The 25823-nt window shown below is 51.1% G+C and carries 20 protein-coding genes; 9 read left to right on the top strand and 11 right to left on the bottom strand.

From position 1 onward, the window contains the following. Positions 1-4: 4 nt before the first annotated feature. Entirely contained in the window at positions 5-868 is an 864-nt protein-coding gene (iolB, locus tag BMW93_RS23970; protein WP_090382327.1) for a 5-deoxy-glucuronate isomerase, read from the bottom strand. 126 nt (positions 869-994) lie between these two features. Here iolB and BMW93_RS23965 point away from each other — a divergent pair, with 126 nt between their 5' ends. Continuing rightward, complete coding sequence (locus BMW93_RS23965) at positions 995-2026, top strand: LacI family DNA-binding transcriptional regulator (protein ID WP_090382325.1); 1032 nt, start codon at positions 995-997, stop codon at positions 2024-2026. A 157-nt stretch (positions 2027-2183) separates the two neighbouring features. Beyond that, positions 2184-4751: a DUF3857 domain-containing protein gene (locus BMW93_RS23960; RefSeq protein WP_090382323.1), complete on the top strand. Its 2568-nt coding sequence runs from the start codon at positions 2184-2186 to the stop codon at positions 4749-4751. 74 nt (positions 4752-4825) lie between these two features. Here BMW93_RS23960 and BMW93_RS23955 read toward each other — a convergent pair whose 3' ends face one another. From BMW93_RS23955 to BMW93_RS23930, 6 genes are all read right to left on the bottom strand, one after another. Then, the gene (locus BMW93_RS23955; RefSeq protein WP_090382320.1) at positions 4826-6520 is read right to left on the bottom strand and encodes a RagB/SusD family nutrient uptake outer membrane protein; all 1695 of its coding nucleotides are present in this window, start codon (positions 6518-6520) and stop codon (positions 4826-4828) included. Positions 6521-6530: 10 nt separating this feature from the next. Next, on the bottom strand, positions 6531-9566 hold the full coding sequence (locus tag BMW93_RS23950; RefSeq protein ID WP_090382318.1) for a SusC/RagA family TonB-linked outer membrane protein: 3036 nt from the start codon (positions 9564-9566) through the stop codon (positions 6531-6533). A gap of 544 nt (positions 9567-10110) precedes the next feature. Beyond that, positions 10111-10344 carry a hypothetical protein gene (locus tag BMW93_RS23945; protein WP_090382316.1) on the bottom strand — a complete coding sequence of 78 codons (234 nt, stop codon included), beginning with the start codon at positions 10342-10344 and terminating at the stop codon, positions 10111-10113. Positions 10345-10347: 3 nt separating this feature from the next. Next, positions 10348-10809 carry a DUF6932 family protein gene (locus BMW93_RS23940; protein ID WP_090382313.1) on the bottom strand — a complete coding sequence of 154 codons (462 nt, stop codon included), beginning with the start codon at positions 10807-10809 and terminating at the stop codon, positions 10348-10350. 46 nt (positions 10810-10855) lie between these two features. After that, on the bottom strand, positions 10856-13399 hold the full coding sequence (locus BMW93_RS23935; protein ID WP_090382311.1) for an ABC transporter permease: 2544 nt from the start codon (positions 13397-13399) through the stop codon (positions 10856-10858). A gap of 13 nt (positions 13400-13412) precedes the next feature. Next, positions 13413-14087 (bottom strand): ABC transporter ATP-binding protein, encoded by a 675-nt coding sequence (locus BMW93_RS23930; RefSeq protein ID WP_090382309.1) that lies wholly within the window; start codon positions 14085-14087, stop codon positions 13413-13415. 178 nt (positions 14088-14265) lie between these two features. Between BMW93_RS23930 and BMW93_RS23925 the strand changes: the two genes are divergently transcribed. Then, entirely contained in the window at positions 14266-14952 is a 687-nt protein-coding gene (locus BMW93_RS23925) for an arylesterase (RefSeq protein ID WP_229240748.1), read from the top strand. A gap of 35 nt (positions 14953-14987) precedes the next feature. Here the strand turns inward: BMW93_RS23925 and BMW93_RS23920 are convergent, their stop codons facing one another. Then, positions 14988-15539 carry a hypothetical protein gene (locus BMW93_RS23920; protein ID WP_090382304.1) on the bottom strand — a complete coding sequence of 184 codons (552 nt, stop codon included), beginning with the start codon at positions 15537-15539 and terminating at the stop codon, positions 14988-14990. Positions 15540-15664: 125 nt separating this feature from the next. Beyond that, positions 15665-15829 carry a lmo0937 family membrane protein gene (locus tag BMW93_RS35260; RefSeq protein ID WP_082489155.1) on the bottom strand — a complete coding sequence of 55 codons (165 nt, stop codon included), beginning with the start codon at positions 15827-15829 and terminating at the stop codon, positions 15665-15667. 225 nt (positions 15830-16054) lie between these two features. Between BMW93_RS35260 and BMW93_RS23915 the strand changes: the two genes are divergently transcribed. From BMW93_RS23915 to BMW93_RS23890, 6 genes are all read left to right on the top strand, one after another. Beyond that, on the top strand, positions 16055-16873 hold the full coding sequence (locus BMW93_RS23915) for an alpha/beta hydrolase family protein (protein WP_090382301.1): 819 nt from the start codon (positions 16055-16057) through the stop codon (positions 16871-16873). 16 nt (positions 16874-16889) lie between these two features. Beyond that, positions 16890-18137, top strand: a complete 1248-nt coding sequence (locus BMW93_RS23910) for an acetylxylan esterase (protein ID WP_090382299.1) — start codon at positions 16890-16892, stop codon at positions 18135-18137. Between the two features lie 35 nt (positions 18138-18172). Continuing rightward, the gene (fucP, locus tag BMW93_RS23905) at positions 18173-19423 is read left to right on the top strand and encodes an L-fucose:H+ symporter permease (RefSeq protein WP_090382297.1); all 1251 of its coding nucleotides are present in this window, start codon (positions 18173-18175) and stop codon (positions 19421-19423) included. Positions 19424-19496: 73 nt separating this feature from the next. After that, positions 19497-20396 (top strand): ROK family protein, encoded by a 900-nt coding sequence (locus BMW93_RS23900; RefSeq protein WP_090148799.1) that lies wholly within the window; start codon positions 19497-19499, stop codon positions 20394-20396. A gap of 148 nt (positions 20397-20544) precedes the next feature. Further along, the gene (locus tag BMW93_RS23895) at positions 20545-21744 is read left to right on the top strand and encodes a DUF1624 domain-containing protein (RefSeq protein WP_090382294.1); all 1200 of its coding nucleotides are present in this window, start codon (positions 20545-20547) and stop codon (positions 21742-21744) included. Between the two features lie 30 nt (positions 21745-21774). Beyond that, positions 21775-23202, top strand: coding sequence for an alpha/beta hydrolase-fold protein (locus BMW93_RS23890; protein WP_090382292.1), 1428 nt, complete (start codon positions 21775-21777; stop codon positions 23200-23202). Between the two features lie 4 nt (positions 23203-23206). Here BMW93_RS23890 and BMW93_RS23885 read toward each other — a convergent pair whose 3' ends face one another. Together BMW93_RS23885 and BMW93_RS23880 are read right to left on the bottom strand one after the other, a co-directional pair. Next, positions 23207-23623: an LIC_13387 family protein gene (locus BMW93_RS23885; RefSeq protein ID WP_090382290.1), complete on the bottom strand. Its 417-nt coding sequence runs from the start codon at positions 23621-23623 to the stop codon at positions 23207-23209. 22 nt (positions 23624-23645) lie between these two features. Beyond that, complete coding sequence (locus BMW93_RS23880) at positions 23646-25751, bottom strand: alpha-amylase family protein (RefSeq protein WP_090382287.1); 2106 nt, start codon at positions 25749-25751, stop codon at positions 23646-23648. Between the last annotated feature and the right edge of the window lie 72 nt (positions 25752-25823).

Raw genomic sequence — 25823 nt, 5'->3', positions numbered from 1 at the left:
ACGCCTATCCGTTCATTTCGGCGGTGACGATCGGTAGTCTCGGATCGGAGCCTTTCCAGGTCCCATAGATCCAGTCGTGGTCTGGGTCGGACGTGTTGGCGAGCGACTGGTCGCTTCCCGCCAGGAAATTGAGATAATACACATTGTAGCCATGGCCGGCCACTACCGGGTGGTAGCCTTTGGGAACGAGTACGGCCTCATTGTTTTTCACACGAACAATCTCGTCGAGCGAACGGTCTTCGGTATAAACCTGCTGGATGGCGTAGCCCTGCGGTTTGTCGATTTTATAAAAATAGATTTCTTCGAGGTTCGCTTCGAGCAAAGTTCCGTCCCCGGCTACTTTGCGCTCGTCGTGCTTGTGCGCGGGGAAGGAGCTCCAATTGCCGGAAGGGGTGTACACTTCCACACAAACGATTTTGTGGCAGCCGAAGCCCGGTTCGAGCAGGCTGTTGATCTGGCGGTAGGCATTGTCGCCCCCGCGGTATTCGATAGCGGCTTCCTCCGGGCGTTTCATGCGGGGAGGGTGGTCTTCGTCGGAAAGCACTTTGCAAATCGCAATGTCGGTACCAGGCGACTGCGCGGTGAGCACGAACGGTGTACGGCGCGAAAGGTACATCGCATGGCCGATCCCGCTGAACACGTCCTTGCGGCCATTACCCGTTTCCCAGACCTGTCCGGCGGCTTCCACCTTGAAATTCCCGCCCAGCAATGCGAAGCAATATTCATATTCGCCCGTATCTCCCACGATTTGTTCGCCTGCTTCCAGTATTTTAGCTTCGAAGTTCAGGTACGTCCAGCCAGCCTGTTCGGCGGTGAGGGAATGATAGGTCTTATCGTGTGTTCGGGGCTTGATCAGCAGGTTACTCATTGTGGTAAATCCATTACATTTGCACAATGATAGTGTTGTATAAATTAAACACAAAATGTAAATATGTTAATATTGAATGCAAACGTTTGAAAAAATTTCAAAGATTTAATTGCTATATTCCAACACATGAATTCCTCACGTCCTGTTACGATTAAAGACATTGCACGCCGTTTTCGCTGCTCTCCATCCACTGTTTCGCGTGCGTTGAACGACCATCCGGCGATCAACGAAGACACCCGGAAGAACATCCAGGAATATGCCAAAGAGGTGGGTTACCAGCGTAATGAAGTGTCGCTGAGCCTGCTCAACAAAAAGACTGCTTCGCTGGGTGTGGTAGTGCCGACCATCAGCAATTACTACGAGACCGCGGTGATCGAAGGCCTGCATACCGTGTTGCAGCCCATGGGTTACACGCTCAATATCTGCGTGACCAACGAAAGCTACCTGCTGGAAAAAGAGTCGCTTTCCAAACTGCTCTCTAACCGTACGGAGGGTATATTCCTCTCCGTTTCACAGGAGACTTACGACGCCGGTTACTACGAGCATCTTGAAAATGTCATCCAGCGCAAAACCCCCCTTATTTTCATTGACCGCGAATATGAGGATTTCGAAACAAGCCGCGCCACGGTGGACGACTACCATGGCGCATTCGCTGCGGTAGAGCATTTAATTTCAATCGGTTATAAGCAAATAGCGCATCTGAAAGGCCCCAACGGCCTCACCGTCTCCGAACAGCGTTTCAAGGGTTATATCAATTGTTTGAAAAAACACAATATGCCCATCCGCGAGGACTTGATTCTCAATACCAACTTCAATGTAGAGAGCGCCATTCTACCTACTAAACGCCTGCTCGAACTGGCGTCCCCGCCCGACGCGATCTTCGGGGTGAACGACCAGGTAGCCATCGGCGCCATGCGCGTGGCCAAGGACAAAGGCCTCCGGATTCCCCAGGACATCGGGCTCGTCGGTTTTGACAATTCACCGATCTCCGCCTACACATTCCCGTCGCTCACTACCGTGCATCGACCGGGCCGGAAGATCGGTATGGAAGCCTCGCGTCTGTTTCTCAACCAGTTGAACGGCTCGGGGGATTTCGCTCCGGAGAGCATTGTACTGCCATCCGAGCTGGTGATCCGGGAGTCGTCGCTGCGGATTTAGGGTTTTATTTTGTGTAAATAAATAGCTCGTAACTGTCAGATACTTTGGAGAAATATTAATAGCTTAGGCAATCTGTAACTCTTCTATCTGATTTATTAACTTGACTTTTACATTACCTTCAATCCGACTTCTCCTGTCCGTATTGTGTGTGCTTGCTATGTGCGTTGGCGAACTCCGGGCAGCTCCTTCCATTGGTATCAAGCCTGTTCCGTCGTGGGTTATTCCGGTTACGCCGGGCGGAAAAGTACCTTCGGCGAAGGATTTTTCAGGGGGGTATTACATTTCGTTTCTCGACAGGCAGATCAACCTGGCGGCCCAAAGTTCCTACCACCGTTTTGTAAGGCAAATTGTTTCCGAAAGCGGCATTCAGAACGGCTCCGAGATTTCGATCAGGCTTAATCCGGCCTACGAGCGGATCGAATTTCATGAATTGACCGTGTGGCGGGGCGGACAGCGCTTCTCGCAACTCAACCTGCGCGATTTCAAGATGCTGCCCGTCGAATCGGAGCGTCAGCGGTTTATTTACAATGGCGAATATTCCGCTACGCTCGCATTGAAGGATATCCGGAAAGGCGATCGCATCGATGTATCGTATTCACGCACGGGCTGGAACCCGGTGTTTATGAACAAGTATTCGACCAACCTGTATTTCGATGCCTATGATTACATCTCCCACATTCACACGGCCATTCTGGCGCCGGCGGGACGCGCGTTGTCTTTCAAGGATTTCAACAAGCCGCCGGCGAGAACAACAAGAAGTGCCGGAGGAAATACGGTTTATGAATGGACCGCCAATAATATAAAGAACGACTCCTACGACGAGGACGTGCCCGGCTGGTATTCCAAAGAACCGTTCGTGCAGGTAACGGAATTCAAAAGCTGGAAGGAGGTAATCGACTGGGGCCTGCATTTTTACCAGGTACCTGCGCCGACGGGTGCATTGAAGAAAAAAGTGGATGAATGGAAGGCGGAAAGTAAAACCAGGTTGGAATTCATCGGAAAGGCGATCCGCTTTGTCCAGGACGAGATCCGTTACCTTGGGGTGGAAACCGGCGAGAACTCGCATAAGCCGCACCGACCGGAAGAAGTGTTCGCGCAGCGGTATGGCGATTGTAAAGACAAGGCATTTCTGCTCTGCGCCATTTTGCGTTCGAATGGCATTGAATGCGACCCGGTACTCGTGGATACCTACAAGCGCTCGCACCTGAGCGATTACCTGCCTTCCCCTTCGAATTTCAATCATGTGATCGCACGCGTGCGGATGGTCGAGCAACGGCTGGGTAATGAAGATGAGTACGCGTTTGTCGACGCCACTATTTCATTGCAGGGGGGAATAGCGTCGCGTATGCTTTGCCCTCCTTATGGAAAAGGGCTGGTTCTTTCCGGCGTTCAGTCGGGCCTGGTGGAGATTAGCCGGTATAATTCGGGCACCGTCGACATCGTGGAAGACATCTACCTTCCTGCCACCGGTGACTCGCTGGCCCAGGGGCGGCTGGAAGTCAAGACGGTTTACCATGATGCCGAGGCCAACGATTTCCGTACACAATTCCAGGAAAGCGATATTTCCCAAATGGAAGAAGATTACCTCAATTTCTACAAAGATGTTTTCAAACATACCGAGGTAGATTTTGCCGATACGCTTGAATACTATGATCACCGGGAAGGCAATAACTTTTCGCTGATGGAGCGCTATACGATCAAAAAGCCGTGGCAGCTCGATAGTGCTACCAACAAGTATTTCTTCGACATTTTCGGAAAGACGCTCTATGGCGAGCTCACATTCCTGCCCGGGCGCCCGCGGAAAGATCCGCTCTATTTGAAATTCCCGTTCGACCGCAAATACACGATTAATGTGCATTTGCCGGGTCCATTTAATATTACGCAAGAGAAATGGGAGATCAAGCGGGAAGGCTACATGATCGAATTCGAATCGGAGTATTTACCCAAAGAATACATCTGGCGGTTGAGCTATCATTATAGAAACCTGAAAGACCATCTCCAGATAGCGCAGACAAAACAGTTCAAGGCGGATATGGATAAACTCGCGGGAAGTCTGGAATACCAGCTTACCGAGCCGAAGGCAGGGGATATGAAGCCTTCGGATATCAACGGAGCGATGCTTGGTATTGTATTGGCAGCATTTGTATTTTCATTTACCTTCTTCAAGAAACTATACCCTTATTCGCCTGGCGCCGGGTCTTCCCATGAACCAGCGATTCATATCGGAAGTTGGCTGGTGTTTATCGGATTTTCCATCGCCGTGCAGCCGTTTGCAATGTTTTGGATGCTGATTGAACTTGTGCGCAATGGCTACCTGACCAATACGCTGTGGAATGCATACGAATTGAAGGGGACATTTCATTCGTGGTCGTTCAGGGGCTTGATGATGGCAGAGGTATATTACAATGTAGTAATGCTCGGATTTGCTATTTTTCTGGCAGTCCTGTTTTTTAAAAAGCGCGACTCATTTCCTAAATTTTACATCCGGTTTCTCACCATCGCCGCAATAGGTATTTTCATTGACCAGGTCCTCACTTTCGCATTGACAGACAATGGGACATTTAATTACATATTAGCTTCCAGAAACATCATCTACGCCGCGATCTGGATTCCATACATGAGTAGTTCCGAACGCGTGAAGCGCACATTTGTGAATACTTATAGAGAAAAACCGGTGGTGGAAGAGTTGAGCGAAGGCGCGGAAGTAGCAGAGCCTTTGGAATAGTAATTCTGGTTTAAACCAAACAAAAAGCCGGTCGGAGCAACGTCTCCGACCGGCTTTTCCTTATTACTTAACTATCAATACCCATCATTCTGTTTCAAATAGCCCGGCAGGTTCGACGCACCGTCGATGGCTGTCTGCGGGATGGGGAAGATGCGTTTCTTCACGTCGGCATTGGTTTTTTCGGTCCATTTGCCTTCGTATTTGCCGAAACGGATCATGTCAGTGCGGCGGAGCATTTCCCAGTAGAATTCGAAGCCGCGTTCGCGGAAGAGGAGGTCCAGGGTCATGCTCGTGAGCGCGGGTGGCGCGAGCGTCTTCGTGCGTGACGCACGTACGAGGTTCACGTCGGCCAGGGCTCCGGCTGCATCGTTGCTTTTACGGAGTTTCGCTTCGGCGCGCATCAGGTAGACGTCCGCCAGGCGGGTGATCACGATATCGGCCTCGCCACGGTTACGGCCGGTGTTCGACTTGTTGCTGAACTCGTATTTCTCCACACGGTAGCCGGTGTTGTAGTTGCTGCCGGCGGTCGTAAAGTCGATCATTTCGGAGAAACTTACGGGCAGATCGGCGCGGTTACGTGTCACATAAGTCAGTTTTCCCACTTTCAGCTTACCATCGGGGCAGCGGACGAAAGCGCCGTTCACGCGCAATGCACCGTATTGCTGGCCTCTCAGGATACCGCGGTTGATCTTGTAGTCGGCGTCGGTGATACAGGTGTCGGCCGCATTGGTGTAAACCGACATATTCTGCTGGTAAAAACGCGGGTCACGCGATGGGTCGACCGCGCCGTAGGCCTGTACCCAGGTCTGGTAGAAATCGGAGGTGATACCCGGGCCATCGGTACCGTTCGCTGCGGGGAATTCGGCCAGTGGGAACTGGTCACCCGAGATCGAGAAATAGGCCATCCGGTTGTGTCCGTTCAGTTCGGCGCGCTGGTCAACCGCGAAAATGATTTCGTCGTTGGTATGGTTGTCATTGCCAAAAATCGCGAAATAATCGGCCGAGAGTTTCGCCTGTCCCGAGTTGATCACCTTATCGGTATACTGAATCACTTTGTCCATATCCTCGGCTTTGAAATCGAATGTGGTGCCGTAAATGTTGCGGTATACGGCAGCATTCAGATTCAGACGGGCCAGCAAGCTCCACACCGCGGCCTGGTTCAGACGCCCCGGGCCTACTGCCGATTTGGGCTTCAACAGGGGCTCTACGGCGAGGAATTCGCTTTCGATGTATTTCACCGCCTCATCGCCGCGGATAATCGTAGAGGTCGTGCCGGGATCGTCCTTCACAAACACAATACCGAACAAATCCAGCATCACCATATTGTAATAGGCACGCATCCCGCGGGCTTCGGCCGTATAAAGCGCCACATTAGGCGATGTTGCCGTTTTAAGGCCTTCGATAGCAGTGATACATCTTGAAATGGATTGTACCAGCTGGTTCCAGGTGTTGTTCACGTTCGGATCGGTGCTGGTGGTATTATGCCCGTGCAATGCAAGATAAATACCGTTGTCGCCCCAGTCTGTGCCACCGCGGTAGGGGAGAATGGCCTCGTCGGTCGAGATTTCCTGCAATGCGAAATAGGTGGTATGCTGGAAAAGGTTGGGCAGCAATGCATAGGTAGGTGCAAGCAGCCCGTTCACGGTTTCTTCTTCCGAAAGTTTCACACTGAGCGTTTCGTCCAGCACTTGTTCTTTCAGGTCGGTACAAGCGTTGCTGAGCATCAGCAGGCCGGTTACCGCAAATATGGTTGATAGTTTCTTCTTCATGGGTCAATAATTAAAAGCCAAGATTGATCGAGAAAATGATGGTTTTCGATTTCGGATAGCTCAGGTAGTCGATACCGTAAGAGGTAATGCCGCCGATTGAACGGTCGTTGTTCACTTCCGGGTCGTAGCCATTGTATTTGGTCCACAATGCGAGGTTCTGGCCTGTAACCGAAATGCGGGCCGTTGGTACCCATCTGTTGATGCCGAGTTTGGTGGTATTGAGGTTATAGCCCAATGCCAGGTTGTTCAGTCTCAGGTAAGCACCGCTTTTGAGGTATCTTGTGGAAACACCTGCCGAGTTGTTCACCGATTCCTGGGGCGAGTCGAGTGCCTCCCGGGTTACGTTCACACCTTTCGACAATTTCAGTTTGTAGAAGTTCGAGTTCGCGGTGTTGTCATACACTTTGTTTCCCGCTACCCCGTTGAAATTCGCGCTCAGATCGAAGCCTTTGAAACTGATATTTCCGTTGAAGTTATACATGCGTGTAGGCAATGCGGTACCCGCCACGATCCGGTCTGCGTCGTTCACAATGCCGTTACCGTCCACGTCGCGGAATTTGCTGATCCCGTTCTCGTCGAAACCAAGGAATTCTTTCAGATAGAATGAGCCGATCGCTTCACCATTGATATAACCGTTGATCGTAGCGGAAGTCAAACCGGAACCCTGCGCCGAACCTGACGGGATTACGGTGTAAGGCGAGTTCTCTACGCGGTTTTTGATGAAAGTGATATTTCCACCTATCGAGTATCTGAGGCCGTTTTCCAATGAATTGCGGTAGTTCAGGTCGAATTCCATACCCTGGTTAATGATCTGCATATCAGGTACGTTGGTCCAGAAAGTACCCGCTGGCTGAACGGGGTCGGCAGGGATTACTTCCAAAAGCATCTTTTCGGATACTTTTCTGAAATAGTCGATTTCCCCGCTTAATGCACCTTTGAACAAACCGAAATCAAGACCTAAGTCGGTCTGTTTGGACACTTCCCACTGAATGTTGGGGTTGGCCAGACGCGCGTAGGTAGTACCACCCGGATAAGTGGTGCCGCCATCCAGTGGATAGCTTGTTGTTCCCGAAACGACCGATGTAAACCGCGCCTGGGTGATTTTGGAAGGAATCTCCTGATTACCCGTCGATCCCCAGCCCGCACGGAGTTTCAGTTCCGAGAAAGGCGACGATTTCATGAAAGCTTCTTCCGAAATCCTCCAACCTGCAGAGAATGAAGGGAATGATCCGTATTTGTTGTTAGAACCGAATTTCGAGGAACCGTCGATACGCAATGTTGCGGTGAGCAAATACTTGTCTTTGAAACCATAGCTCGCACGGCCGAAGAACGATTGCAGCTCATTGATCGTCGCGAAACCGCCTGGCTGGTTCAGCGCCAACGAAAGATCCTGCCCGAGACCTGGATTGTAGATCGGCTCGATATCGGAAATCGGGAACTTGTTGATGCTGAAATTGCGGCTCTGGATAAAAATACGCTGGTATGAATGACCGAGCAAGGCCGTCAGGCTGTGCATTTTCGTATTCAACGTGTAGGTCAGGTAGTTTTCGAGCAACCTGTTGGTGTTGCGCAGGCCGTAGTTTTCCAGACGTCCGATTTCCGCCGGGATCGTGCTTGGCAGCAATTGCTTATCCTGTGTCGCGGTGGAGTTATCGATGCCAAAGTTCAGTTTATACACCAGCCCGTCGATAATCTTCACGGAAGGCGAAATGCTCGCCAGCACACGATTGGTCGTCAGGACCTCCTTGTACTGCTGCAAAGTGAACAGCGGGTTGGTGAGGTCCTGGTATTGAGCCACTTGTCCGTTTGCGTCGTAAGGAGCGTAAGTCGGATTGATGGTCAGGGCACTACCAATCGTACCCTGGATATTGGGACGCTGGTTTTGGGTATTTGTAGCATTAAGGTTGAAATCCAGTGTCACCCGGTCCTCAAACAATTTTTGGGAGAGGTTCACACGACCCGTGTAACGGTTCTGCTGACTGTTTTTCAGGATACCTTGTTGTTTTTGGGCTCCGAATGACGCGTAGTAAGTCATTTTCTCGCTGCCACCGCCAACCGATATATTGTGGTTGTGGGTAGTAGCTGTCCGGAAAATTTCTTTTTGCCAATCCGTGTTAGCTTTCCCGTCGGTTACCGTAGCGCCGAGTTTAGCGGCTTCCGCCAAAAAATCGGGTCCCGAGAGCACATCCAGCGGGCGTGCCACATTGGAAATGCCAAGGCTTCCCGAGTAGGTGACACTAGCCTGGCCGGACTTACCTTTCTTGGTCGTAATGAGGATCACCCCGTTCGCACCACGCGCACCGTAAATGGCTGTGGCCGAAGCGTCTTTCAATACATCTATCGACTCAATATCCTGCGGGTTCAGGAAGTTGAGCGGGTTGGCATCGCCGCCGGTACCACTGTTGTCGAGCGCCATACCGTCGACTACGAACAACGGCGTACTTCCAGTACGCACACCGCCCGGTCCGCGCACGGTAATGTTGGTCTTGCCGCCCGGCTCACCCGTTGCCGACGTGATATTTACGCCCGATACCCTTCCTTGCAGCAATTGCTCGGGCGAGTTGATGATCCCCTGGTTGAACTCCGCGCTTTTCAACGACTTCACAGAACCGGTAATGTCCTTTTTCGTAGTGCTTCCGTAACCTACCACCACCACTTCGCTGAGGTTGGAAGCCGATTCTTTGAGCTTGATCTCGATGGAATTCGCATTGCTTTCGGTCAGCAGAAAATCTTTGAGCGACTGCTTTTCAAAACCGATATAGCTGAATTCGAAATTGTATCGCTGGCCCGTTTGCAGATTCGCGAAACTAAAAGAGCCTGATTCATTGGTAGTTGCACCTTGTTTGTTGTTGCCGTTGGCATCGGAAATTACTACCGTAACGCCGGGTAACCCCTCGGACGACCCTTCGGTGGTCACTTTTCCGGTAAGGGTAATCTCCTGCAATATGTTCATGTTGGTTTCAACATGCTTTTTGGGCTGGCCTTCGGGAACCGGTATTTCAGCTGCTGCAATAGCATGGAGGCCGCAAACGGCCGTCACCTGCATAAGGCAGTTTCGGATTATCCCGGTCCTGACTGATAGAGTCGAAGTTTTTCTCATAGTCGTGGATTAATTGGATTTTACAGTGAATAGAATGTTGAGGCGAAAGCAATTTTTAGTCATAGAGGAAAATTTGGGTCTTAGTGAGTTACAAGATTACAAATTGTATTTTTAAGATAATTAATAGCAATAACTTTATAGGTAATGCAAACGTTTGAAATTCTGTGCAAACGTTTGAAAAAATATAAAGATTAAATAGGATGAAATTAATATTGTTTTTTGCGGTGTAGGAATAGTGATTTTAAATCACCCCAAAGTCTAATTGAGAAATGAAAAGTTGCATTAAAGCAGCATTTCAGGCCGAAAAGGGGTTGCCTGGAAGAATAAATGAAGGAATTGGTTTTAAGTAATTGTTAGATCGGGACGAGCAGATAGGCCACGGGCCGGAAAGCGGAGTAGCGGGAGGACGGAGGAATGGAGGAACTGGACTAGGGATAATGGCTAAGTAACGCGGTGCTAATGAAGGCAGCGACGGCTCATTTTCAGGCGGCTAGGCCGCGGTTTCCAATGGCAGCAGTTTGATAGCCAGGCCATACGTCTTAAGAAGGTCGTCCAGTTCTTGCTGGTGTTGTGCGAGTAAGCGCTCATACTGCCTGATAATCGACGGAGTATCACCTAGCTCCCGATGCAATTGCAAGGTTTTGTTAGTAAATGCAACCAGTTCAATAAGCCTCGCAACCTTCTCTGACCATTCATGCAAGTCTTCCAATTTCTTCATATCCATGGTCTAAAAATTTAGTTGTATAAAACCTTTCGATTTAAGGGCACGCGATGTCGTAAACTGGTTATACCATTGCAGCATGTCCATATGGTAGAAATCGTACTTCCCATGTGTCTCAGGATATCGTTTTACAAAGTACTCATCAACTCTTGTGTCGTGATCCCGGTAGTCATCGCGTAAAATATCGATTTCAAATTCATTGCGTTCATAAATGCTGGCATCGACAAAGGTCACAACATCAATGTCACCCGGATCAAGTTTCTTCGTAACAAAACTCCCGTCTATCCATTGATGAAAATCCGTGCCGATGATGGCAACCAGCTTTTCCATGTAAACAGAGAAATTCTCGAAAATCACCTGCCTCGTGCTGGAACGGGGAAAGGCATCCACAAACTCGGCTTTGAATGTAGCCCAGTCGGTGTAAATAATATCATAGGGCTTCAAGTTGCCCTGAATGTCAAATTCCAAGTGTGTGCGATTTAGTTTTTAGTATAAATATACCAAAAATAAACCTTTAAACATCCTGTCGCAACACCTCCAACGGCGGGCGGGACAAGATGCCTCGGCTGTTGAGCAAACCGATGATTACGGTGAGCAAAGAGACGAAAAAGAATATCAATACGACAGGCCCGAGCTCGGGATTGAATTCGGATTCGAAATTGAATTTGGCGAGGCAGAAGCTTCCGATGACGGCGATGAGGATGCCGGTGAATGCGGCGAGCGCACCCAGGAAGAAGTATTCGAGCGAGGTAATGACAAATATCTGTTTGCGGCTCGCGCCTAACGTGCGCAAAAGGACGCTCTCCTGAATGCGCTGGTATTTACTGATCATCACCGACGCGATGAGGACAATGAGTCCGGTAAGGATGCTGAAACCGGCCATAAAGCGGATCACGAAGCCGATCTTGTTGAAAATATCGTCGAGTACCCGGAGCACGAGGGCCAGGTCGATGATGGAGACATTGGGGTATTGCCTGACCAGCGCCTGTTGGAAGCGGGCGGAAACGGCCGGGTTGGGTACGTGGGTGAGCATGGCGTGGAACTGTGGCGCTTCTTCGAGCACACCGGTAGGGAATACGACCAAGAAGTTGGTACGGACTTCGCTCCAATTGACCTCACGGAGGCTGGAAACGGTGGTGGACATGATGGTGCCCTGCACATTGAAAACCAGCGTGTCGCCGATTTTCAAACGGCTTCTTTCTGCGAACCCGTCTTCTACGGAAATAGGAATGAGGCCGGAAGCACCGTCATACTTGCCCCGCCATTTTCCCTTCACAATCTTCTCGGAAGAAGTGGTCGAATCACGGAACGTGACGCGGTACTCGCGGCCGAAAATGCGGCGCGACTGCTCTGCCGTGGTGTCACCCTCGAAATCGGCGGCGGTTTTGCCATTCACTTCCTCCAAACGCATGTTCACAATGGGTACGCTCTGGTTAATCGGCACATGCTGTGCCTTCGCGATCGCAAGTACGCCTTCTTTCTGGTGGCTCTGGATGTCGAAAAGCACCATATTAGGCTGGTTACCGCTACTCGATAGCTTCACGCGGGTGAGCAGGATGGTCTGGATAAAAAAGAGCGTGCATATCAGCGAGGTACCCAGGCCGACCGAAACGATGAGAATGCTCGTCTGGTTGTTTGGGCGGTACAGATTCGCCAGGCCCTGGCGCCAGAGATAGCTCCATGAGGTAGGAAAAAAGCGGCGAACGAGCCACATCAGCAAACTCGCAATGCCGAAAAGGATCAGAAATGAGGCCAGAATGCTCCCGGTGAATATTAGTGCCTGCACCCAGGTTTGCATTTGCAGGAACGAGAAACCGAAAATGAACAGGACTATGAGCCCGTACAATGCCCAGCTCACAGCGTCGCGTTCGGGATGGGAAGCGTCCGAAGCCGAACGAAGCACATTCAGTGGCGACACTTTGCGGATGGATACCAGGGGCGGCAATGCGAAAAGTATGGAAATGAGCACACCGATGGCCAGTCCTTGCCCTATTGCGGACCACGAAATGTCGGTGGTGAGGTCAAAAGGAAGCAGGTCTTTCAGCACCACCGGTAAAAACTGCTGGATCACCGTTCCAAGAATGGTACCGAGCACGGTGCCGATCAGACCGATGCCCGCAATCTGGATCAGGTAGATCAGGAACGCCTGCGATGCTTTTACCCCCAGGCAGCGAAGTATGGCGATGGAGTTCAGCTTCTCGCGCACATATATGTGTATGGCGCTCGCGACGCCTATGCACCCGAGCAGGAGCGCCACGAAGCCCACCAGCGAAAGGAACCGCGTAAGGTCGCGGAACGAGCGACCGGTGTCTTCTTTCTGGCTCTGGACGGTATTGTAGTCGAGGTCGTATTTCTCGAATTTCGGTTCCAGCGTGTTGACCATCTTTTCGACATCCGTTTTCGCGGGATATTTGAAATAATACCTGTAACCGACGCGGCTGCCTTTCTGCATGAGGCCGGTCTGGTCCAGAAAACGCATAGGAATGTAAACCACCGGCGCCACGGAGGCGGTAACGCCCGTTGCACCCGGCGCTTTTTCGAGAATGCCGGCAATGGCAAAAGTCACTTCGCCGATCCGGATCGAATCGCCAACCTGCGCCTTGTATTGGAGCATCAGGGTTTGGTCAACCAATGCTTCCTGCCGATTGCGGAATGCCTTTTCAGCAGAGACCGGAATCGTTTCCAGCTTGCCATAATAAGGGAAATCGCCGGAAAGCGCCTTCACCTGTGTTAGCCGGCTGCCACCGCCTTTCTTGAAATAGACCATCGAAGCGAATGCACGTTCCTCCGAGCGTACTTTGCCCAGGGAATCCACAAATGCCATCGCTTTTCCCTCGATTTTTTTTCCACTGTAAATGGAAAGGTCGGCGCCGATGAGCGTGGCTGCCTGGCTGTCGATATTGTCGCGCAGGTTGTCGCCGAGCGAGTAAATGGCAACAAGGGCGGCGATACCGAGGATAATGGACGAAATGAACAATGCGAGCCGGGCGCGGTTTCTCCGGCTGTCGCGCCAGGCCATGAGCAGTAACCACGAAAGGTTGAATGTATTGGGGTTCATCGGAAATTCACGGTTAGCTGGCCTCCACAATTTTGCCGCCTTTGATGCGGATAATGCGCTGGGTTTTGGCAGCGAGTTCGAGGTCGTGGGTTACGACCACCAGCGTAGTACCAGCCTCGCGGTTGAGTTCGAATAGCAGTTTTACCACTTTCTCGCTCGTTTCGGCGTCGAGGTTGCCGGTGGGTTCGTCGGCAAAAAGGATCTGCGGCTGGTTGGAGAATGCGCGTGCGAGTGATACGCGCTGCTGCTCCCCCCCGCTGAGCTGGGTAGGGTAGTGGTGGCCGCGTTCGGCAAGGCCCACTTTATCGAGCAGGTCGAGCGCGCGCGCCTTAATGTTCTTTTCACCACGCAGTTCCATGGGTACCATTACGTTTTCCAATGCGGTAAGCGTGGGCAGAAGCTGGAAGTTTTGGAAAATAAACCCTACATATTGGTTACGAACGGCGGCGAGCTGGTCCTCGTTCAGGCCGTTCAGCCGCGTTCCGTGCAGTTCTACGGTACCGGCCGTCGAGCGATCGAGCCCGGCGCACAGACCGAGAAGGGTTGTTTTGCCGCTGCCTGAAGGGCCTACGATCGAGACGGTAGAGCCTGTTTCGATGGAAAAACTGATATTGTCGAGGACTTTGAGGGTGCGGTCGCCGCTTTTATATATTTTACTGACGTCGTGCAGGTCGAGTATGGTATTCATCAATCGTTTTTCTTTTATGTTTGCGTGGTGCCCGGCGCGTAGCCATAGGCGCGAAAAAACCTAAATTGGCTCTTTTCGGTTATTGGTTCTCATAAATATAGTTTAAACGGTTTTTAAATGAGAATGAATGGCCGGGTATGGCTTTTTAAACTATAAAATCTATTCCTTTTTGATTGATATGCGTCGTTTCAAGACAATTCTGGCATTATCCCTGATGGCTGCTGCGCTGTTTTCCTGCGGCGGAGGGTCGAAAGAGTCTTCCGGGCAGAAAGCGGATACAACTCAAACAGCTGTCAAGGCGCCTGCCGCGAAAAAAAAGATTATCGTATTTTTCGGTAACAGCCTTACCGCCGGGTATGGCCTCGACGACCCGTCGCAGGGTTTCGCGGGGCTCATCCAGAAGCGGATCGATTCGCTGGGGCTGAATTACAAAGTCGTAAACGCAGGCGTAAGCGGTGAAACTACCTCGGGTGGGAATAGTCGTATCGACTGGCTGCTCAAACAACCGCTCGACGTTTTCGTGCTTGAACTCGGCGGCAACGATGGCCTGCGGGGTATTCCGGTTTCCGAAACCCGGAAAAACCTGCAAGAGATTCTCGATAAGGTAAAAGCCAAATACCCAGATGCCAAACGCGTGCTCGCCGGGATGCAGATTCCGCCAAATATGGGACAGAAATATGCCGGGGAATTCAAGGAAGTTTATGCCGATCTGGCCAAAAAGAATGACGTAACACTTATTCCATTCCTGCTCGAAGGGGTAGGGGGCGAATCAAAACTGAACCAGGCCGACGGCATCCACCCCACGGCCGAGGGGCACAAAATCCTCGCCGAGAATGTCTGGATAAGGATTAAAGATTTATTATAAAATACATGAACCGCTCGATGGCGGGTTCTTTGCTTTCATGCATTGTATGTTTCGTTCCCGTGTAGCTGCCTCGCATTGTGATGGTTCCAGGCTTCGATGATTTCCATCCGGTCTTCGATGGTTTTTGGTGTGAAGGAAATAATCGTCTCGCCGGCACGAATGCTCGATTCGAACGTTTCTGCATGCTCTTTGGGCACGCCTCGGCCATGTAATGCGCCCACAATGCCGCCCGTGAGCCCGCCTGCGCCTGCGCCCGTGAGCGCTGCAAGTAATGGGCCCGCTACCGCAATACCAAGTCCGGGAATGACCACCGTGCTACCGATGGCGATGAGCGCCCCGGCGATCGCGCCCGCAGTGCCTCCGATGGCCGAGCCGATACCCGCGTTTTCCATGGTGGTGTGCGCCGGTGTGTCGTTTCCGATCTCCTCATGATGTACGCGGTGCGTTTCATCCGAAGTGATCACATTGATCTCGTCCGGTTTGTAGCCGCGGTACATCAGCTCGTCGTACGCCTTCTGCGCATCCGAGCGGTTGGGGAATGCCGCATTCACAAGCGACGGGTAATTATATTCGATTGTAGTTTCCATTGGTTCGCATTTTGGGGTTCAATAATGCGCATTATTAAAAAACAATTATGCCAGCCGGAGCATACAAAAGGCCCGGATCGAATGCTGACAAACGATCCGGGCCTGAATGCCGTATGGAGGTTTTGCTATACTACCCTGTCGCCACGTATCAATCTCAGAATGATCGCAACGACGGCAATCACCAGCAGGATATGAATGATATTTCCTAATCCAAAACTCGCAAAGCCGAAATAGCCGATCAGCCACAGGATCACCAGGATCACGGCTATTGTATACAGGAGATTTCCCATTGTTGTAAAATTTTGAGTTAGAGTTATTTTAGAGATATCAGGATTATATCAATTTAAGTGCCAGCTACTTTCTGGCGCGCTAAAACGGGATATTTCCCCGGTTTCTACAATATTTGCGGGGTTCAAGGCTTTTACGCCGTGCAGTTGTAGAAAATTTTCTCAAAAACTGACGGTAACAGTCACTTCGTTTTCGTCATTCTCTTAATTCCCTTTCAACATTTTCCAATGAAAAAAGCATTTCTGTCATTTCTTGCATTTACTCTGTTCATATTTTGCCAGGTACAAGCGGCGCAGGTCGATACTGTGGAAGTCAATAGCGCGGTGATGAAAAAGAACCTGAAAGTAGTCGTAGTGCGGCCTGCGGGCTATAATACAGGCAAGGAATTCCCGGTGGTGTACCTGCTGCACGGTTACAGCGGCAACCATGCCAACTGGGTTACCAAAGCACCGGCCATTCAGCAAGCCGCCGACCAGTACAATATGATCATCGTCTGCCCCGACGGCGGTTTCAGCAGCTGGTACTGGGATAGCCCTGTGGACCCGCAGTCGCAGTTCGAGACCTATGTTTCCAAAGAACTGGTCGCTTATGTCGATAAAAACTATAAAAGCATCAAAGACCGCAAAGGACGCGGCATTACCGGGTTGAGCATGGGCGGCCACGGCGCATTGTACCTCGCATTGAAACACCAGGATGTGTATGGTACGGCGGGGAGTATGAGCGGAGGCGTGGATATCCGCCCGTTCCCCAATAACTGGGACATGGCCAAGCGCCTGGGCACTTATGCAGAGCAGCCGGAGAGATGGGAGAAGAACACGGTCATCAATATGCTCCATTTGTTAACCCCCAACTCCCTCTCACTCATTATTGATTGCGGTACCGAAGACTTCTTCTACGGCGTAAATGAAAACCTGCATAAGGAGCTCGAATACCGCAAAATCCCGCACGACTACATTTCGCGCCCGGGAGCACATAACTGGCCTTACTGGGAGAATGCAGTGCAGCACCAGCTTCTTTTTATGAATACCTATTTCAAGAAAAAATAAATATAACCTGCTTACAATGAGGGTTTCCGTTCTATTACTGGCATTGTGCCTGACTGTTTTACCCAAAATATTACACGCCCAGGAGGGTAATCAGGCATTGGCCGATCCATTTACTTTTAACAGTGGTAAAAAGGTAAAGTCCGTGAAGGATTGGGAACGGAGGCGGAAGGAAATCCTCGAAACCATGACGCGCGAAATGTACGGTACAATGCCGGAACGCCCCAAAAACATGCGTTTCGAAGTTTTTGACCTGGACAAGCATGCGCTGGGCGGTAAAGCAACGCGCAAGCAAGTGACCGTCCATATCACCGAAAAAAGCAAGGAAGCACAGTTTGATTTGCTGATTTATATTCCAAATCAGCGCAGGCAGCCTGTACCGGCCATTATCGGATTGAATTTCATCGGTAACCAGGCCATTCACGCCGATCCGGGTATTAAACTGACCACCGCGTGGGTCGAAAACAGCCGGATGTTCCCTTGCGCGGTGGATGGAAAAGCTACCGATGCCTGCCGGGGTGTAAATGCCTCGCAATGGGCTGTGGACAGCATTCTCGCACGCGGGTACGCGCTCGTCACGCTCTACCGCGAGGAAGTTGCTTCGGACCGGAAAGCGCAGGCATTTCAAACCGGCGTGCACCCATTGTATCCCGAATTGCAGCAACGCGAAGATAATTTCGGTACTGTTGCCGCCTGGGCCTGGGCATTGAGCCGTGGGATGGATTACCTGGAAACCGATAAGGATATAGATTCGAAACGCGTGGCGGTGTTCGGTTTTTCCCGGCTGGGCAAGGCTGCGCTCTGGGCCGGCGCAACGGATCGCCGGTTCGCGGCTGTACTGAGCAATGAGTCGGGCGCGGGGGGCGGAAAGCAGTTCCGGCGCGCCGTGGGCGAGGATATCAACCGGCTTTGTACGGCCTTTCCGCATTGGTTTGCGCGAAGTTTCGCGAAATACAAAGGCAAAGATACCGAGCTGCCGTTCGATCAGCATTTCGTCCTTTCGCTCATTGCTCCGAGACCTGTGTACCTGGCAACGGCGGAGGACGACAAAAATTCCGATCCCCAGGGCGAGTTCGCCACCGCGCGGGCCGCGGATGCGGTGTACCGGTTTTTAGGGACGAACGGCTTGCCCGACAGCCCGTTTCCGGCACTGAATCAGCCCTTATCAGGCCAAATCGGCTTTCATATTCGGCCGGGCGGGCACGACGTTAAAATGTTCGACTGGATAGAGTTTTTAAATTTCTCTGATTTACATTTGCAAAAATAGACCGAACCTAATATTTAATTTTACTATTCAGCTAAATGAGCAACCATTCGTCTGCCGGCTCCGTTCACGCCTCCCCGCCCAAGTTCACCGACAAAAAATACCTTGTTACCCTGGTCTTCGTTACATCCCTTTTTATGTTCTGGGGGATTGCCATCACAATGGGGGACGTGCTCAACAAACACTTTCAACACGTTTTAAGTCTGACCAAAACACAATCCGCATTTGTGCAATTCGCGATCTTCGGGGCTTATGGTGTGATGGGGATTCCGGCGGGGTTATTCATGAAGCGTTTTGGCTATAAAAATGGCGTTCTTTTCGGACTGACGCTCTTTGCTGTCGGTTCGTTTTTGTTTGTTCCGGCTGCTGCTGCGGCTTCATTTCCATTCTTTGGAGGAGCGTTGTTCATTCTGGGCTGCGGTCTTTCCACCTTGGAAACGGTTGCCCACCCGTTTGTCGCGTCGCTGGGAGATCAGCGTACGAGTGACATGCGTATCAATTTTGCCCAGGCATTTAATGCATTGGGTACAATTATCGGACCGGCCGTTGGTTCTTATTTTTTGTTGAGAAATAATGTGGAAGGCAGTACGGACCTTACTTCGGTAAAAACATTGTACATCGTCATAGGAAGTGTGATTGCTACGATCGCAGTATTGTTTTCATTTGTTAAAGTACCGGCACTTATCGATCCCCACGGAGCCGTAGATCCTGCTGTTGCCAATGTGGACACGCATCCGGAGAGAGGCCTTTTCCAGCACAGACATTTCAAATGGGCAGTTTTGGCGCAATTTTTCAACGTAGCTGCACAAGCCGGTACGTGGGCGTTTTTTATTAACTACGGTCACGAGAAAATGGGTTTCTCCGACGCTGTGGCTGGAAACTACATGATCATTTTCTTCGTATTGATGCTTACAGGCCGTTTCGTGGGTACATTCCTCATGCGTTTTATTGCACCACATTCTTTGCTAGCGATTTTTGCTGCATGTAATATTGTAATGTGCCTGATTATCGCGCAAAGCCTTGGCTGGCCATCATTTATCGCATTGCTGATGCTGAACTTCTTTTTCAGCATCATGTTCCCAACCATTTTTAGTCTCGGATTGAAAAACCTGGGCGCACATACGCAGCAGGCATCATCATTTATTTCAATGGGTGTCGTGGGCGGCGCGTTCTTCCCGTTCGCCATGGGCGCGGTGGCGGAAACAAACGTGGCGCATGCCTACTACCTTCCCATCATCTGTTATGCGGTGATCTTCCTGTTTGGTTACAAATATTATAAAGTGCTTTAAAAACTTCGGCAGTCGGCTTTCGGCTGCCGTTTTCTTTTTTTATTGATCCAATCTTTAGTTTAGCAATAATAGAATGAAACTCTGGGGAATCGACTTAGGAGGTACTAAAATAGAATGTGCAGTGCTGGATCCCGAAAGGAATCTGGAAGTGGTGGTACGGATGCGCGTGCCGACGGAATCCGTGAATGGTTATGATCATATCCTGTCGCAGATCAAAAAGCTGATCGACATGGTAGCGGATCAGGTAGGCGAGCGGCCGCGGAAGATCGGTTTCGCGACGCCCGGCGTATTGGAACCGGATTCGCAGTTAATGAAAAATTCCAATACGACCTGCCTCAACGGAATGCCGTTGAAGACCGATCTGGAAAAAATACTGGGCGTGCCTTGCGAGTTGGCGAATGATGCGAACTGTTTTGCATTGGCCGAGGCATTGATGGGCGCGGGTAAGGATTACCACGGAGCGGAAGTCGTTTTCGGTGTGATAATGGGCACCGGCGTAGGCGGCGGGCTGGTTGTGAACAACAAGATCATCGGCGGGCACCACGGTATCGGCGGCGAATGGGGCCACAATATCCTAGAAGAAGGCGGCGACCCGTGCTACTGTGGCAAGGCAGGCTGTGTGGAGCAGGTGATCGCCGGTCCGGCATTGGAGCGCCATTATGAAAAGCTGAGCGGGGAGAAAGTATCGATGAAAACCGTGCTGGAAAGATACCACGCCGGAAACGACGAACACGCGAAAGCAACTATCGAACGCCTGCTTGAATATTACGGACGGGCGATTTCGACACTCATTAATGTCATTGACCCGAACCTGATCGTGATCGGCGGCGGCGTGGGTAATATCGATTTGCTCTACACCGCAGGCTACGAGCGTATCCGTAAGTATATTTTCAATAAAGGAATTGTCACGACGCCTATCGTGAAGCCCAAACTGGGCGACAGCGCGGGTGTTTTCGGGGCGGCATTGCTATAATCGCGTTTCAACTTTTCAAATCCCGTTATTGCTCAGCATTTTGTTGGGAAATAACGGGATTTTTGTTGCCGTTTGTTGAAGGGATATAGGCAGTAAATCAGTAATTTATGTGGCTTCTTAGGTCAGTTGTTTTCAACTCATATTAGTCATGTATACCACTACCACCAGCACCCTCAACAGCCGCATCCGGTCGATCGACACCGTACGCGGACTGATCATCATTATCATGGCACTCGACCATGTCCGCGACTTCTTTCACATCGCCGGCGCTACCGGGGATCCTACCGACCTTGCTACCACCACGCCTGCATTGTTTTTCACACGATGGATCACGCATTACTGCGCGCCGAGTTTCATGATGCTATCCGGTTTGTCCGCCTATTTATCGGGCGTGAACAAAACCGCGGCAGAGAAATCTTCGTTTCTGATCAAGCGCGGTTTCTGGCTTATTTTGGTGGAAATGGTGTTTATGACGTTCGCATTCACATTTGATATTTATTACAAAACACTGTTTTTCGCCGTCTTCTGGGCGTTGGGCGGGGCGATGATCGTGCTGGGTGTCGCGGTGCGGTTTGCTTCTCCGAAAACCGTGCTGATACTCGGTTTGGCATTGGTACTCGGGCATAATCTGCTGGATTATGTACAGTTACAGGAAAATTCCCTTGCCGATATCCTGCTGCGCATATTCTGGACCGGTAGGGGCACATTCCTGCCCCGGCCCGATGGTGGAGCGATCGTCTTTCTTTATGTAATATTCCCCTGGGCGGGCATTATGATGTCAGGTTACGGGTTGGGCATGCTCTATAACCGCAATGCGGATCCCGCCCGTCGTAAGCGGTTGCTATTGCTGGTCGGTGCTGCGCTTACTGTGCTGTTTGTGGTTTTGAGGCTCATCAATGGCTATGGCGACCCTGCACCCTGGTCGACGCAGGATACGGGTATCAAAACTTTCATGTCCTTTTTCAATGTGACCAAATATCCCCCTTCGCTGTTCTTCACCTTCATGACCCAGGGGCCGATACTCATTCTGCTGGCATTGACCGAACGAACGGACAATGCATTCAGCCGCATTTGTACCGTTTACGGCAGGGTACCGTTTTTCTTTTTCCTCGTGCATTTTTACGTCATCCACATCATGACCATGGTGATCGTGTTCCTCTCCGGCTACACCTGGCAGCAGGCTACCGACGACAGCCTTTTCTTTAAATTCCGGCCCAACGAATTCGGGTATCCGCTTGGACAAACCTACCTGATCTGGATACTGATCGTGGTGGCACTTTACTGGCCCTGCAAGTGGTACGGCGAGTACCGGGCCCGGAAGCGGACGTGGTGGCTCAGCTATTTGTAATCTATTGTTTTAATATAAATACACACCTGCATGAAGCGTCTTTTGTTCCTGTTCTGCTTTTTTACAACCATTAATACTCATGCGCAAACCCCGGAAGAAAACTATGCTGTCGATCCGGCGTCGGAGGAACATCCGGGCGTGCCGAAGGGCGAGGTTTTGAAATTTGTTTTCGATCAATCCAAAATTTTCCCGGGCACGTGGCGCGAGTACTGGGTGTATGTGCCCGCGCAGTATAAGCCCGAGGCGCCCGCGTGTGTGTATGTGAACCAGGACGGTATTCAATGGAAGGCCCCGACGGTGTTCGACAACCTCATTCACCAAAAGGAAATGCCGGTCACGATCGGCGTTTTCGTCATGCACGGGCGTGTGAAAGCGGCCGACCCCAATGCGGCTAACGACCGGTTCAACCGCAGTTTCGAATACGACGGCCTCGGCGATGCCTACGCGCGGTTTATCCTCGAAGAAATCCTGCCCGAGGTAGAAAAAAAGAAAACCAGCGACGGCCGGGCGATTCGCCTTTCCAAAAACGGCAACGACCGGGCCATAGGCGGTTCGAGCAGCGGAGCGGTGTGCGCATTCACCGCCGCCTGGGAGCGGCCTGATGCTTTTTCACGCGTTTTTAGCGCGATAGGTACCTACGTGGGCCTGCGCGGCGCGGACCGTTACCCCACATTACTACGAAAGGTGGAGCCCAAGCCCATTCGCATTTACATGCAGGACGGCGCCAACGACCTGAACATCTATGCGGGTGACTGGTGGATGGCCAATCAAACCATGCTGCGTGCGCTCACATTTGCGGGTTATGAAGTAATGCACAAATGGGGGGAAGGCGGCCACAATGGCAAGCAGGGCACCGCGCTGTTCCCGGAGGCTATGCGCTATTTGTGGAAAGGCTGGCCGGAGCCGGTGAAGAAAGGGCAATCGCAGAATGCATTTCTGTCGGCATTGCTGATTCCGGGCGAGGAATGGAAGGAAACAAATGCATTTCAGTTTAATATCAAACCAGCAGGGATACTGGCTGCCGTCGGCAAAAGTGCGGCAGGTGCGGCGATAGCAGTATCACCGGACCAGACATTGGCATACACTGTGGAGCCCACCTCGCATTGGCTCTATTCCTATCAAATTCAGCCGGGCGGGAAACTGGTTTACAAGCAAAAATTCGGCTGGCTACATTCGCCGGACACCGAGGAGAATGCAGGAGCATTGTCCATCGTGTGCGACCGCGAGGGCCGCATTTACGTGGCTACACACATGGGGGTACAAATACTTGATCAGACCGGCCGCGTGAATGCGATATTGCCGGTTTCAAGTGGACGTGTTTCGGCGTTGGCTTTTGGCGGGAAGGATTTAGATACACTTTTTATCAAAACCCAAAACAAAACTTACAGTCGCAAACTGAAAACCCGCGGTGCCAATCCGGCGGAAGCGCCCAGCAAGCCGGACGCTCCCAAATTGTAAATGCCTAGCCGTTCAGGAAAATGGCGAGAACTACCAGCAGGCCGGCGACGAGGCTTATCGAGCCGGCAAACGGGAAGAAATATACAAATTCAATGGCTCCCATGGCCACGTAGCCGATCCCGATGGGTGTGAGCACTTTCCGAGCGATGTCATGGTCGCTGTCGCAGTACCGGGCGGCGGACATGATCAGCGCTATCGACATGCCATATACGACGAAGAGAATAAGCCCGTAACCTTCAAAGTAATCACCCATGCTCCGCATGACACCCATAAATTCGAACTTCGGGCCCGTCATCTGGCGGATTACCTCCTGTTTGACGGGATCGGGGGTTTCTTTCCACGAGAAATGGCCGAAGAAATGCCCGATTAAGTGAATAAGGATACACAACGCAGCGAGGCGCAGCAAGAGTCTGGGTTTCATAAGGGGTAGCGTTTGATTTAGTTTAGTATTCCATCACAATGCTTTCAAATTCCGCGAGGTGGGCGAGCGGGACTGTGATCGTACCCTCTTTCCAGGTGAAGTTCAAAGGCTTGTGATCCGTCAATGTAAATACTTTTTGCGGTTTTTTCGCCAACCTGATTTTGAATTGCAAGTTGTGGACAGGTAATGGTTCGAAATAGGTATTTCCACTGAAACCGGTCAGGTTGATCAAATGCAGAATATGGCCGTCAGGCGTGTTTTTGGCGCGATTTTCCGGGGTATTTTTGGTAAATTCCTTCCATACCGTTTCGACTCTGGCAGGCGCATTTGTCTCGAAATTTTGTGCGATTTCAGGTAGCATGTGGCGGACCATATCCAGCAAGAGGTTTTTGTGTTCCTGGTACCCGTGCATGTAATAGATCCGGCCCAGGTTGACCGGGAAAATCGCCGCTTTACTGTTCGGATGGTTTTTGATACCCAATGCATAATAACCCGTGCGATCGTGGCCGCCGATGATCTCCGGCGGGCCGGGGCGACCTTTCGCTAAGATGGGCAGCAGTTTTTGATCGGTACCTGAAAGATCGTAGAGCCCGAGGTTGAACTTCCAGAAGAGCATGCTCTGCCCTTTGAAGCTCTTGAAAATGCTCCGATCGTCGGGTACCAGGTAGTTACCGGCGCCGTCGTTGTCCTTTTTCTCGATTTTGGCACCAAAAAGCCCCTGCAATGTTTCAGGACTGTCGAACAATGTACGATTGGTAGCGATCAGGTTCGTGCCTTGCCGGCTGGCTTCTTTCAATATGCGAATGGCTTCCGGTTTCAGGTAGGTGATTTCGGGAAGGATGATCAGCTTGTACCCTTTCATTTTTTGTTCCAGGTTGGCGATCTGGCCGTCTTCCACAATGTCGAACGGGATATGCGCCTCGCGGAGCATCAGCTGAATGCCTCGGTATTCCTGCATTGGCTCGCCGTTCGGCCAGGCGCCGGGCGCGACGACCGCAATTTTAGCCACCGATTTGTATTTGCCGAAATAGGCTTCATTCTTTTTGTGAAAACCATAAACCTTCCTGAAAACAGGATAGCTACGCTCGTCCTCATACCCGCGCATGTCGCCCATCATGCTCATATCCAGCCCCGAACCGTTGGCGATATTCTCGTACAGCCTGATGCGTGTTTCTTCCGGCTCCACGGCATTGTACCGTGACTGAAACGAAATCTGTTGAATGCTCGCATTGCTGATAATGTGATCCGGGAACGAATTGACCGCATTACCGACGTTGTCCGACGCCGTGTAGGGCCAGTAGGGCAGGGTGGTCATGCTTTGCGATTCGTGGCGGATGATGTCCACAAACTTGTCGGAATAAGTACAGATCGCGATCTGCTCATTTTTGGATTTGACCAGCTTGTGCAGCCGTTCAGACCAATCTTCGACCGTTGCTTTTTTAAATTCCAGATATTGCTGAAAGAGCGGATCTGATTTGTTTTCCTCGATCGGCAGCACCTTACCGCTACTGAACTCCGCAAAACGCTTTCTGTCGTACTCGTTCTGATCGATCCCGTGGTATTTGCTTTCGTAGGGGTTATTGACCTGGTAACCGGGCATATTCAGGAAAATGCCGTCGATCGGGAAAGTATTGATCACCTCTTCGATGATTTTGAATGCTTTTTCCTGCACATAAGGCGCGTTGATCGACACCACGTACATATCGGTATTGATCATGCGTTCACCCTTGGGGGAAATGTAGCACCAGTCGGGATGGGCCTTGAAGATACTTTCATGAACGCGGCTGAAATCGAAGCGGACGATTACCTTAATGCCCTTTTCGTGGCATTTACGGACGACGTCGGCAAGGACATTGTTGTCTTTCAGATAGGGGTTGCGGTAGTGAAAATCGAGTGTGGTCGGATAAAAAGCCATAATGCCTCCCGCATTGATCAGCAGCGTGTTAGCGGAGCATTCGACGAGATCGGTAACAATGGAATCCGCATTGATCGTCGCGGCCTCGTAGGCGGGCAGGTTCATCTGGATTACCCTCAGGTTGTTCCTTTTCCACCATAGATCGGCCTTGTTTTGCGCGAGTAAACAGCTCGCGTTGAAAAGAAAACAGAGGAGTAAAATGCGGGTTTTCATGCCAGAATGAATGGTTTGGTGGAAAAGAGCCCGGCGGCATGGCATCTACTTGACGGACGCGGATTGATTTTT

The organism is Dyadobacter sp. SG02, assembly GCF_900109045.1.
GTDB lineage: Bacteria > Bacteroidota > Bacteroidia > Cytophagales > Spirosomataceae > Dyadobacter.
Note: the sequence above shows the minus strand (reverse complement) of the source record. Positions and strands in the feature narration are given on the sequence as shown.

Bases quoted from the DNA above. Each gene is read 5' to 3' on its own strand.
- iolB (WP_090382327.1), bottom strand. From the start codon at position 868: ATGAGTAACCTGCTGATCAAGCCCCGAACACACGATAAGACCTATCAT.
- BMW93_RS23965 (WP_090382325.1), top strand. From the start codon at position 995: ATGAATTCCTCACGTCCTGTTACGATTAAAGACATTGCACGCCGTTTT.
- BMW93_RS23960 (WP_090382323.1), top strand. From the start codon at position 2,184: ATGTGCGTTGGCGAACTCCGGGCAGCTCCTTCCATTGGTATCAAGCCT.
- BMW93_RS23955 (WP_090382320.1), bottom strand. From the start codon at position 6,520: ATGAAGAAGAAACTATCAACCATATTTGCGGTAACCGGCCTGCTGATG.
- BMW93_RS23950 (WP_090382318.1), bottom strand. From the start codon at position 9,566: ATGCAGGTGACGGCCGTTTGCGGCCTCCATGCTATTGCAGCAGCTGAA.
- BMW93_RS23945 (WP_090382316.1), bottom strand. From the start codon at position 10,344: ATGGATATGAAGAAATTGGAAGACTTGCATGAATGGTCAGAGAAGGTT.
- BMW93_RS23935 (WP_090382311.1), bottom strand. From the start codon at position 13,399: ATGAACCCCAATACATTCAACCTTTCGTGGTTACTGCTCATGGCCTGG.
- BMW93_RS23930 (WP_090382309.1), bottom strand. From the start codon at position 14,087: ATGAATACCATACTCGACCTGCACGACGTCAGTAAAATATATAAAAGC.
- BMW93_RS23925 (WP_229240748.1), top strand. From the start codon at position 14,266: ATGCGTCGTTTCAAGACAATTCTGGCATTATCCCTGATGGCTGCTGCG.
- BMW93_RS23920 (WP_090382304.1), bottom strand. From the start codon at position 15,539: ATGGAAACTACAATCGAATATAATTACCCGTCGCTTGTGAATGCGGCA.
- BMW93_RS35260 (WP_082489155.1), bottom strand. From the start codon at position 15,829: ATGGGAAATCTCCTGTATACAATAGCCGTGATCCTGGTGATCCTGTGG.
- BMW93_RS23915 (WP_090382301.1), top strand. From the start codon at position 16,055: ATGAAAAAAGCATTTCTGTCATTTCTTGCATTTACTCTGTTCATATTT.
- BMW93_RS23910 (WP_090382299.1), top strand. From the start codon at position 16,890: ATGAGGGTTTCCGTTCTATTACTGGCATTGTGCCTGACTGTTTTACCC.
- fucP (WP_090382297.1), top strand. From the start codon at position 18,173: ATGAGCAACCATTCGTCTGCCGGCTCCGTTCACGCCTCCCCGCCCAAG.
- BMW93_RS23900 (WP_090148799.1), top strand. From the start codon at position 19,497: ATGAAACTCTGGGGAATCGACTTAGGAGGTACTAAAATAGAATGTGCA.
- BMW93_RS23895 (WP_090382294.1), top strand. From the start codon at position 20,545: ATGTATACCACTACCACCAGCACCCTCAACAGCCGCATCCGGTCGATC.
- BMW93_RS23890 (WP_090382292.1), top strand. From the start codon at position 21,775: ATGAAGCGTCTTTTGTTCCTGTTCTGCTTTTTTACAACCATTAATACT.
- BMW93_RS23885 (WP_090382290.1), bottom strand. From the start codon at position 23,623: ATGAAACCCAGACTCTTGCTGCGCCTCGCTGCGTTGTGTATCCTTATT.
- BMW93_RS23880 (WP_090382287.1), bottom strand. From the start codon at position 25,751: ATGAAAACCCGCATTTTACTCCTCTGTTTTCTTTTCAACGCGAGCTGT.